The 8,362-nt window shown below is 68.8% G+C and carries 6 protein-coding genes; all 6 read left to right on the forward strand.

Annotated features, from left to right (window positions below; translation table 11 throughout):
* Window positions 1–313: 313 nt before the first annotated feature.
* Window positions 314–403, forward strand: a complete 90-nt coding sequence (gene kdpF / locus ACI2KK_RS28740; protein WP_033743702.1) for a K(+)-transporting ATPase subunit F — start codon at window positions 314–316, stop codon at window positions 401–403.
* Between the two features lie 9 nt (window positions 404–412).
* On the forward strand, window positions 413–2,107 hold the full coding sequence (kdpA, locus tag ACI2KK_RS28745) for a potassium-transporting ATPase subunit KdpA (RefSeq protein WP_404671615.1): 1,695 nt from the start codon (window positions 413–415) through the stop codon (window positions 2,105–2,107).
* Window positions 2,108–2,117: 10 nt separating this feature from the next.
* Window positions 2,118–4,172, forward strand: coding sequence for a potassium-transporting ATPase subunit KdpB (kdpB, locus tag ACI2KK_RS28750; protein ID WP_404671616.1), 2,055 nt, complete (start codon window positions 2,118–2,120; stop codon window positions 4,170–4,172).
* Between the two features lie 12 nt (window positions 4,173–4,184).
* Window positions 4,185–4,748: a potassium-transporting ATPase subunit KdpC gene (kdpC, locus tag ACI2KK_RS28755; RefSeq protein WP_404671617.1), complete on the forward strand. Its 564-nt coding sequence runs from the start codon at window positions 4,185–4,187 to the stop codon at window positions 4,746–4,748.
* Between the two features lie 161 nt (window positions 4,749–4,909).
* A complete protein-coding gene (locus ACI2KK_RS28760) occupies window positions 4,910–7,564 on the forward strand; it encodes a DUF4118 domain-containing protein (RefSeq protein WP_404671618.1) in 2,655 nt (884 codons plus the stop codon).
* Window positions 7,561–8,256 (forward strand): response regulator, encoded by a 696-nt coding sequence (locus ACI2KK_RS28765; RefSeq protein WP_404671619.1) that lies wholly within the window; start codon window positions 7,561–7,563, stop codon window positions 8,254–8,256. The genes ACI2KK_RS28760 and ACI2KK_RS28765 overlap by 4 nt, the downstream gene beginning before the upstream one ends.
* The last annotated feature ends 106 nt before the right edge of the window (window positions 8,257–8,362 follow it).

The following is an 8,362-nucleotide window of genomic DNA, read 5'->3' on the forward strand; positions in this document are numbered from 1 at the left end:
GCGTAGGGGGCCGGATGATGGGAGCAGGGCGGCTTTGGTTACTTTGGCCGCGACCAAAGTAACCCGCCGTAAGGGCGGAAAGGTGACGAAAAGCCTCTATCGTCAATGAATGTGCATGCATCTACCAAAGCAATCACCATAAAGCCCCGAGCCCGAGCCCGAGCCCGAGCCCGAGCCCGAGCCCGAGCCCGAACCCAAAAACCTTTACGCCCTCTTTACGCCCCACCCCGCCCCCCCATCTCGCCCCTTTACGCCCCCACCCAAGACAATCCCCCCAAAGCGGCCCACAAGCCCAACCAAGGGAGATCACCTCATGTACATGCTCGACGGGCTGTCACTGCTACTGGCAGTGGCATTGGCGATTTACCTGCTGGTGGCGCTGCTGCGCGCCGATCGCAGCTAAGGGGCAACCATGCACAGTTACGACTACCTGTTGCTGCTGGCGTTCTTCGCCATCGTGCTGCTGCCGGCGCCCTGGCTCGGGCGCTTCTACTACAAGGTCATGGAAGGCCAGCGCACCTGGCTGACCCCGCTGCTCGGCCCGGTGGAGCGCGGCTGCTACCGCCTGGCCGGGGTCGACAGCGAGCAGCAGCACAACTGGAAGCAGTACACCCTGGCCCTGCTGGCCTTCAACCTGGCAGGTTTCGCGCTGCTGTTCGCCGTGCTGCTGCTGCAAGGCAGCCTGCCGCTGAACCCCCAGCACCTGCCCGGCCAGGAATGGTCGCTGGCGTTCAATACCGCCGTCAGCTTCATGACCAACACCAACTGGCAGGCCTACAGCGGCGAAGCCTCGCTCAGCTACCTGAGCCAGATGCTCGGCCTGACCGTGCAGAACTTCGTCAGCGCCGCCACCGGCCTGGCCGTACTGGTCGCCCTGTGCCGCGGTATCGCCCGGCGCAGCACCACCGGCCTTGGCAACTTCTGGGTCGACCTGACCCGCGCCACTCTTTACGGTTTGCTGCCGCTATGCCTGCTGCTGGCGCTGCTGCTGGTGTGGCAGGGCGTGCCGCAAACCTTCGCCGACTACGCCCACGCCATCACCCTGCAAGGCGCCGAGCAGCCCATCCCGCTGGGCCCGGCCGCCAGCCAGATCGCCATCAAGCAACTGGGCACCAACGGCGGTGGCTTCTTCGGCGTCAACTCGGCGCACCCGTTCGAAAACCCCACGGCCTGGAGCAACCTGTTCGAGGTGGTGTCGATCATCCTCATCCCGGTGGCCCTGGTGTTCACCTTCGGCCACTACGTCAAGGACCTGCGCCAAAGCCGCGCGATCATCGCCTGCATGCTGGCGCTGTTCCTGATTGGCGGCGGCACCGCGCTGTGGGCCGAATACCAGCCCAACCCGGCACTCGACAGCGCCCAGGTACAGCAAGGCCCGCCGCTCGAAGGCAAGGAGAGCCGCTTCGGCACTACCGGCTCAGTGCTGTGGACGGTGACCACCACCGCCGCCTCCAACGGCTCGGTCAACGCCATGCACGACAGCCTCAACCCGCTGACCGGCATGGTAGCCATGGTCAACATGATGGTCGGCGAGGTGATCTTCGGCGGCGTCGGCGCAGGCCTGTACGGCATGCTGGTGTTCGTGCTGATCGCGGTGTTCCTGGCGGGGCTGATGATCGGCCGCACCCCGGAATACCTGGGCAAGAAGCTGCAGGCCCGCGAGGTGCAACTGCTGGTGGCCACCCTGCTGGTGATGCCGGTGGGCGTGCTGGTGCTCGGCGCCATCGCCGCCAGCCTGCCGGGCCCTGCCGGGGCGGTGAGCAACCCCGGTGCCCATGGCTTCAGCCAGTTGCTGTACGCCTACACCTCGGGCGCCGCCAACAACGGCTCGGCCTTCGCAGGCTTCGGCGCCAACACTACGTTCCACAACATCATGATCGCCCTGGCCATGCTCATTGGCCGCTTCGGCTACATCCTGCCGGTGCTGGCCCTGGCCGGCAGCCTCGCGGCGAAAAAAAGCGCGCCCCAGGGGCTCAACAGCTTCCCCACCCACGGCCCGCTGTTCACCGGCCTGTTGCTGGTGACCATCCTGCTGGTGGGCGGCCTGACCTTCCTGCCGACCCTGGCCTTGGGGCCGATCGCCGAACACCTGAGCCTGGGTTTCTGAGGAATACACCATGAACATGCCCATTCCTGAAGTGAAGGCGCCGCAAAGCGCCAAGGACCAGACCCGCTTCGCCGCCCTGTGGCGCCCGGCGCTGCTGCAGGCCTTCGTCAAGCTCGACCCACGCCAGCTGAAACGCTCGCCGGTGATGCTGGTGGTGGCCCTGACCGCGCTGCTGACCACTGTGCTGTGCCTGGACCCCGAGAGCGGCGTAAGCACCGGGGTGGCCGTGCAGATCGCCCTGTGGTTGTGGTTCACCGTGCTGTTTGCCAACTTCGCCGAAGCCCTGGCAGAAGGGCGCGGCAAGGCCCGTGCCGACAGCCTCAAGGCCGGCAGCCAGGGCCTCACCGCCCAGCGGCGCAGCGCCGACGGCAGCTTCGAGGCCGTTGCTGCCAGCCAGTTGCGCAAGGACGACGTGGTGCGGGTGGTGGCCGGCGAGATGATCCCCGGCGACGGCGAGGTGCTCGAAGGCATCGCGGCGGTCAACGAGGCGGCCATTACCGGCGAGTCCGCCCCGGTGATCCGCGAGTCCGGCGGCGACCGCTCGGCGGTCACCGGCAACACCCGGCTGGTGTCCGACTGGCTGCTGATCCGCATCACCAGCAACCCCGGTGAATCCACCCTGGACCGCATGATCGCGCTGGTTGAAGGCGCCAAGCGGCAGAAGACCCCCAACGAAATCGCTCTGGATATCTTGCTGATCGGCTTGACCCTGATCTTCCTGATCGTGGTGGTCACCCTGCAGCCGTTCGCCCGCTTTGTCGGCGGCAGCCTGCCGCTGATCTTCCTTGCCGCGCTGCTGGTGACGCTGATCCCCACCACCATCGGCGGCCTGCTGTCGGCCATCGGCATCGCCGGCATGGACCGCCTGGTGCGGCTGAACGTGATTGCCCGCTCCGGCCGTGCGGTGGAGGCGGCCGGTGACGTGCACACGCTGATGCTCGACAAGACCGGCACCATCACCTTCGGCAACCGCCGCTGCAGCGCCCTGCACGCCGCCCCCGGCATCACCGCGAAAGAGCTGGGGGAGGGCGCCTTGCTGGCGTCGCTGGCCGATGACACCGCCGAGGGCAAGTCCATCGTCGAGTTTCTGCGCCAGCTGCATGACTTCGTCGAACCCTCTGCCGGGCAATACGAGGCCATCGCCTTCAGCGCCGAAACCCGCCTGTCGGGCATCGACCTGCAACAGCGCCATTACCGCAAGGGCGCGGTGGATGCGGTGCTGGCCTTCGTCGGCATGCAGCGCCTGGAAATGCCCGTGCCCCTGGCCCGTGAAGTGGAGCGCATCGCCCAAAGCGGTGGCACGCCGCTGCTGGTGTGCGTCGACAAGCGCCTGCTGGGCGTGATCCACCTCAAAGACGTGGTCAAGCCCGGCATTCGCGAGCGCTTTGCCGAGCTGCGCAAGCTGGGCATCCGCACCGTGATGGTCACCGGCGACAACCCGCTGACCGCCGCCGCCATCGCCGCCGAGGCCGGGGTGGATGACGTGCTCGCCGAAGCCACCCCCGAGAAGAAGCTGGCGCGCATCCGCCAGGAGCAGGACGACGGCCGCCTGGTGGCCATGTGCGGCGACGGCGCCAACGACGCCCCGGCCCTGGCCCAGGCTGACGTGGGCATGGCCATGAACGACGGCACCCAGGCCGCCCGCGAGGCCGCCAACATGGTCGACCTGGACAGCGACCCGACCAAGCTGCTGGACGTGGTGCAGGTGGGCAAGGAGCTGCTGGTCACCCGTGGCGCCCTGACCACCTTCTCCATCGCCAACGACGTGGCCAAGTACTTCGCCATCCTGCCGGCACTGTTCGCGGCCATTTACCCGCAGCTGGGGGTGCTCAACCTGATGCACCTGACCAGCCCGCAGAGCGCGATTCTGTCGGCCATCGTGTTCAACGCGCTGATCATCATCGTGCTGATCCCCCTGGCGTTGCGCGGGGTGCGGGTGCAGGCCGCCAGCGCCGCCCACCTGCTGCGGCGCAACCTGCTGATCTACGGCCTGGGCGGCATCATCGTGCCGTTTGCCGGGATCAAGCTGATCGACGTCGTGCTCAACGCCCTGCACCTGGTCTGAAGGAGAGACTCCATGAGCACCTATGTACGCCCGGCCCTGAGCCTGGTCTTGCTGATGACCCTGGTCACCGGCGCGCTGTACCCCCTGGCGGTGACCGGCATCGCCCAGCTGGCCTTCCCCGAGCAGGCCAACGGCAGCCTGCTGCGCGATGAGCGCGGCCAGGTGCGTGGCTCGGCCTTGATCGCCCAGGAATTTAAGGGCGATGGCTGGTTCCAGTCGCGGCCTTCGGCCGGGGCCTATGCCACCGTGGCCAGCGGCGCGAGCAACCTGGCACCGAGCAACCCGGCGCTGGCCGAGCGGGTCAAGACCGATGCCGCAAGCCTGTACCAGGTGCAGCAGGGCCCGGTGCCTCAAGCCCTGCTGACTACCTCCGGCAGTGGCCTGGACCCGCACCTGCCGCCAGAGGCCATCGCCTACCAGTTGCCCCGTGTGGCAGCCGCGCGGCAAGTGAGCGAAGCGCGCTTGCAAGACCTGGTGGATGAGGCCACGCTGCACCCACTGATCGGGCCGCCGGTGGTCAATGTGCTGGCGCTGAACCAGGCGCTGGAGCGCTTGGCGCCCCTGGCCGGGCACTGATAATGCCCCTGTAGGAGCGGCCTTGTGTCGCGAAAGGGCTGCAAAGCAGCCCCGGCAATTTCCGCGACACCGCTGAAATCCTGGGGCCGCTGCGCGACCCTTTCGCGACACAAGGCCGCTCCTACAGGGACCGCGAGATTGCCCAGAACTAAGGATCAAACATGAGCAACCCCACCCGCGCCGACGCCCTGTTGGCCGGCCTGCCGCGCGAAGGCCGCGGCCGGCTCAAGGTGTTCCTCGGCGCCGCCCCCGGGGTCGGCAAGACCTTCGCCATGCTCCAGGCCGCCCATACCCAGCAGCGCCAGGGCGTGCAACTGGTTGCCGGAGTGGTCGAGACCCATGGCCGCAGCGAAACCGAAGCCCTGCTCGGCGGCCTGCCCCAGCAACCGCTGCTGCGCAGCGAGTACCGCGGCGTGCAGCTCGAAGAAATGGACCTCGACGGCCTGCTCAAGGCCGCCCCGCCCTTGGTGCTGGTGGACGAACTGGCCCACAGCAACGCCCCCGGCAGCCGCCACGCCAAGCGCTGGCAGGACGTGCAGGAACTGCTGGCCGCCGGCATCGACGTGTACACCACGGTCAACGTCCAGCATCTGGAAAGCCTCAACGACAAGGTGCGCGACATCACCGGCGTGCAGGTGCGCGAAACCTTGCCCGACTGGGTGCTGCAGGAGGCCTTCGAGCTGGTGCTGATCGACCTGCCGCCGCGCGAGCTGCTGGAGCGCCTGCGCGAGGGCAAGGTGTACGTGCCCGAACAGGCCCGTGCGGCCATCGATGCGTTTTTCTCGCAGACCAACCTCAACGCCCTGCGCGAGCTGGCCATGCACACCGCCGCCGCCCAGGTGGACGCCGACCTTGCCAGTGGCTATCGCCAGCGCGGCCAGGAAGCCCCGGCCCTGCGTGGCCGGCTGCTGGTGGGCATCGACGGCGACGCGCAGGCCGAGCGCCTGGTGCGCCATGCCAGCCGCGTGGCCCAGCGCCGCCACCTGCCGTGGAGCGTGGTGCATGTGGACAACGGCCGGCTGCGTGACGAAACCGCCCGCCACCGCTTGCAGGCGGCCCAGCAACTGGCCGAGCGCCTGGGTGGCGAAGTGGTGCTGCTGCGCGCCGGCGAAGTGGCGCGCACCTTGATTCAGCACGCCGCCGAGCGCCGCGCCAGCCTGGTGCTGGTGGGGCAGTCCCGTGACCTGCTGCGCCGGCGCCTGTTCGGCGCGGGGGTGGCCGCGCGGCTGCTGCGCGAAAGCCATGGCCTGGAAATCAACGTGCTTGACCGTGACGCCGAGGCGCCCGTTGCGCGGGCAGCCGTCAAGCGCGTGTGGGTGTGGCGCCACTACCTGTTGGCGCTGTTCGCCACGGTGCTGGCGGCGGGCTTGGCATGGGCGGTCTCCAGCGTGCTGGCGCTGCCCAATATCTCGCTGGTGTTCCTCGCTGCGGTGCTGCTGGTGGCGGTGCGCAGCAGCCTGGGGCCGGCGCTGGCCTGTGCGGCGCTGTCGTTTCTGGCCTATGACTTTCTGTTCATCCCACCGAACTTCTCGCTGAGTATCCAGCGTGAAGAGGACGTGCTGACCCTGGTGTTCTTTCTGCTGATGGCGGCGCTCACCGGCAACCTGGCCGCCCGCCAGCGCCGCCAGTTGCAGGCCCTGCGCGAAACCCAGGCACAGACCAACCAGTTGCTCGACCTGTCGCGCCGGCTGACCGTGGCCACCGACCGCCAGGCGGTGTTCAGCGCTGCCGGCCAGCATCTGGACGGCTGGCAGGGCGTGCAGGTGTGCTTGCTCGAACGCAGTGGCGACGGCCTGTTGCAGGTGGCCGGCGGCCACTCGCCAGCCTTCACCGACAACGAGCGTGCCGCCGCCGAGTGGGCCTGGCAGCATGGCCAGGCCGCAGGCGTTGGCAGCGACACCTTGCCCCACGGGCGCTGGTGGTGGTGGCCGCTGGCGGTGGACGAGCAGCCCCTGGCCCTGCTGGGGGTGCGCCCGCGCGACGGCGAAGCACTCAGCGCCCAGCGCCGACGCCTGCTGATGGCCCTGGCCCAGCCGCTGGCCCAGGCCCTGGCCCGGGCGCGCCTGGGCGAGCAGCTGGAAGCCGCGCGCCTGCATGGTGAAACCGAGCAGTTGCGCAGTGCGCTGCTGGCCTCGGTGTCCCACGACCTGCGCACCCCGCTGACCGCCATGCGTGGCAGCATCGACAGCCTGCTGGCGCTGGGCGAGGCGATCCCCGCCGACGACCGCCGCGAGCTGCTCGAAGGCACCCGCAACGAAGCCGAGCGCCTGGACCGCTACATCCAGAACCTGCTGGACATGACCCGCCTCGGCCACGGCGGCCTGAAGCTGGCCCGCGACTGGGTGGCCCCGGCCGATATCGTCGGCAGCGCGGTGCACCGCTTGCGGGCGGTGTTGCAGCCGTTGCAGGTCAGCACCCAGGTGCCTGCCGAGTTGCCGCTGTTGTACGTGCACGCTGCGCTGATCGAGCAGGCACTGGTCAATGTGCTGGAAAACGCCGCGCGCTTTTCGCCCGCCCAGGGGCGTCTGGAGCTGCGCGTGTCGGTACAGGACGAGCAGTTGTACCTGGCCGTCAGCGACCAGGGCCCCGGCATTCCGCTGGCCGAGCGCGAAAAGATTTTCGACATGTTCTACACCGCCGCCCGGGGCGACCGGGGCGGCCAGGGCACCGGCTTGGGCCTGGCGATCTGCCAAGGCATGATCGGCGCCCATGGCGGGCGCATCCTGGTGGGTGAGGGCATCGATGGCCAGGGCACCTGCATCACTCTATGCTTGCCGCTGCCCACCCAACCCGACCCCGAAAGTGAAGCCCCATGAGCCAAGCCGCCACCCTGCTGGTGATCGACGACGAGCCGCAGATCCGCAAGTTCCTGCGCATCAGCCTGGTGTCCCAGGGCTACAAGGTGCTGGAGGCTGCCACCGGCGGCGAGGGCCTGGCCCAGGCGGCGCTGGGCAAGCCGGATTTGGTGGTGCTCGACCTCGGCCTGCCGGACATGGACGGCCAGCAGGTGCTGCGCGAGCTGCGCGAGTGGAGCGCAGTGCCGGTGCTGGTGCTGTCGGTGCGGGCCAGCGAGGTGCAGAAGGTCGATGCGCTGGATGGCGGCGCCAACGACTATGTGACCAAGCCCTTCGGCATTCAGGAGTTTCTGGCCCGGGTACGGGCGTTGCTGCGCCAGGTGCCGCAGGGGGGCAATGTGCAGGCGGCGGCGAGCTTCGGGCCGCTGGTGGTGGATTTTGCCTTTCGCAAGGTGACGCTGGATGGCGCCGAGGTGGCGCTCACGCGCAAGGAATACGCCTTGCTGGCGCAGCTGGCCGGGCACCCCGGGCGGGTGATTACCCAGCAGCAACTGCTCAAGGATATCTGGGGGCCGACCCACGTGGACGATACGCACTACCTGCGCATCGTGGTGGGGCATTTGCGGCAGAAGCTGGGGGATGACCCTACCGCGCCCAGGTTCATCATCACCGAGGCAGGGGTGGGGTACCGGTTGGTGGTGCCGCAGGGCTGATTCTCGAGGGCTGTAGGAGCGGGGGGGGGGGGGGGGGGGGGGGGGGGGGGGGGGGGGGGGGGGGGGGGGGGGGGGGGGGGGGGGGGGGGGGGGGGGGGGGGGGGGG

Source organism: Pseudomonas sp. NPDC089406 (assembly GCF_044900265.1).
Taxonomy (GTDB): Bacteria; Pseudomonadota; Gammaproteobacteria; order Pseudomonadales; family Pseudomonadaceae; genus Aquipseudomonas; species Aquipseudomonas fakonensis.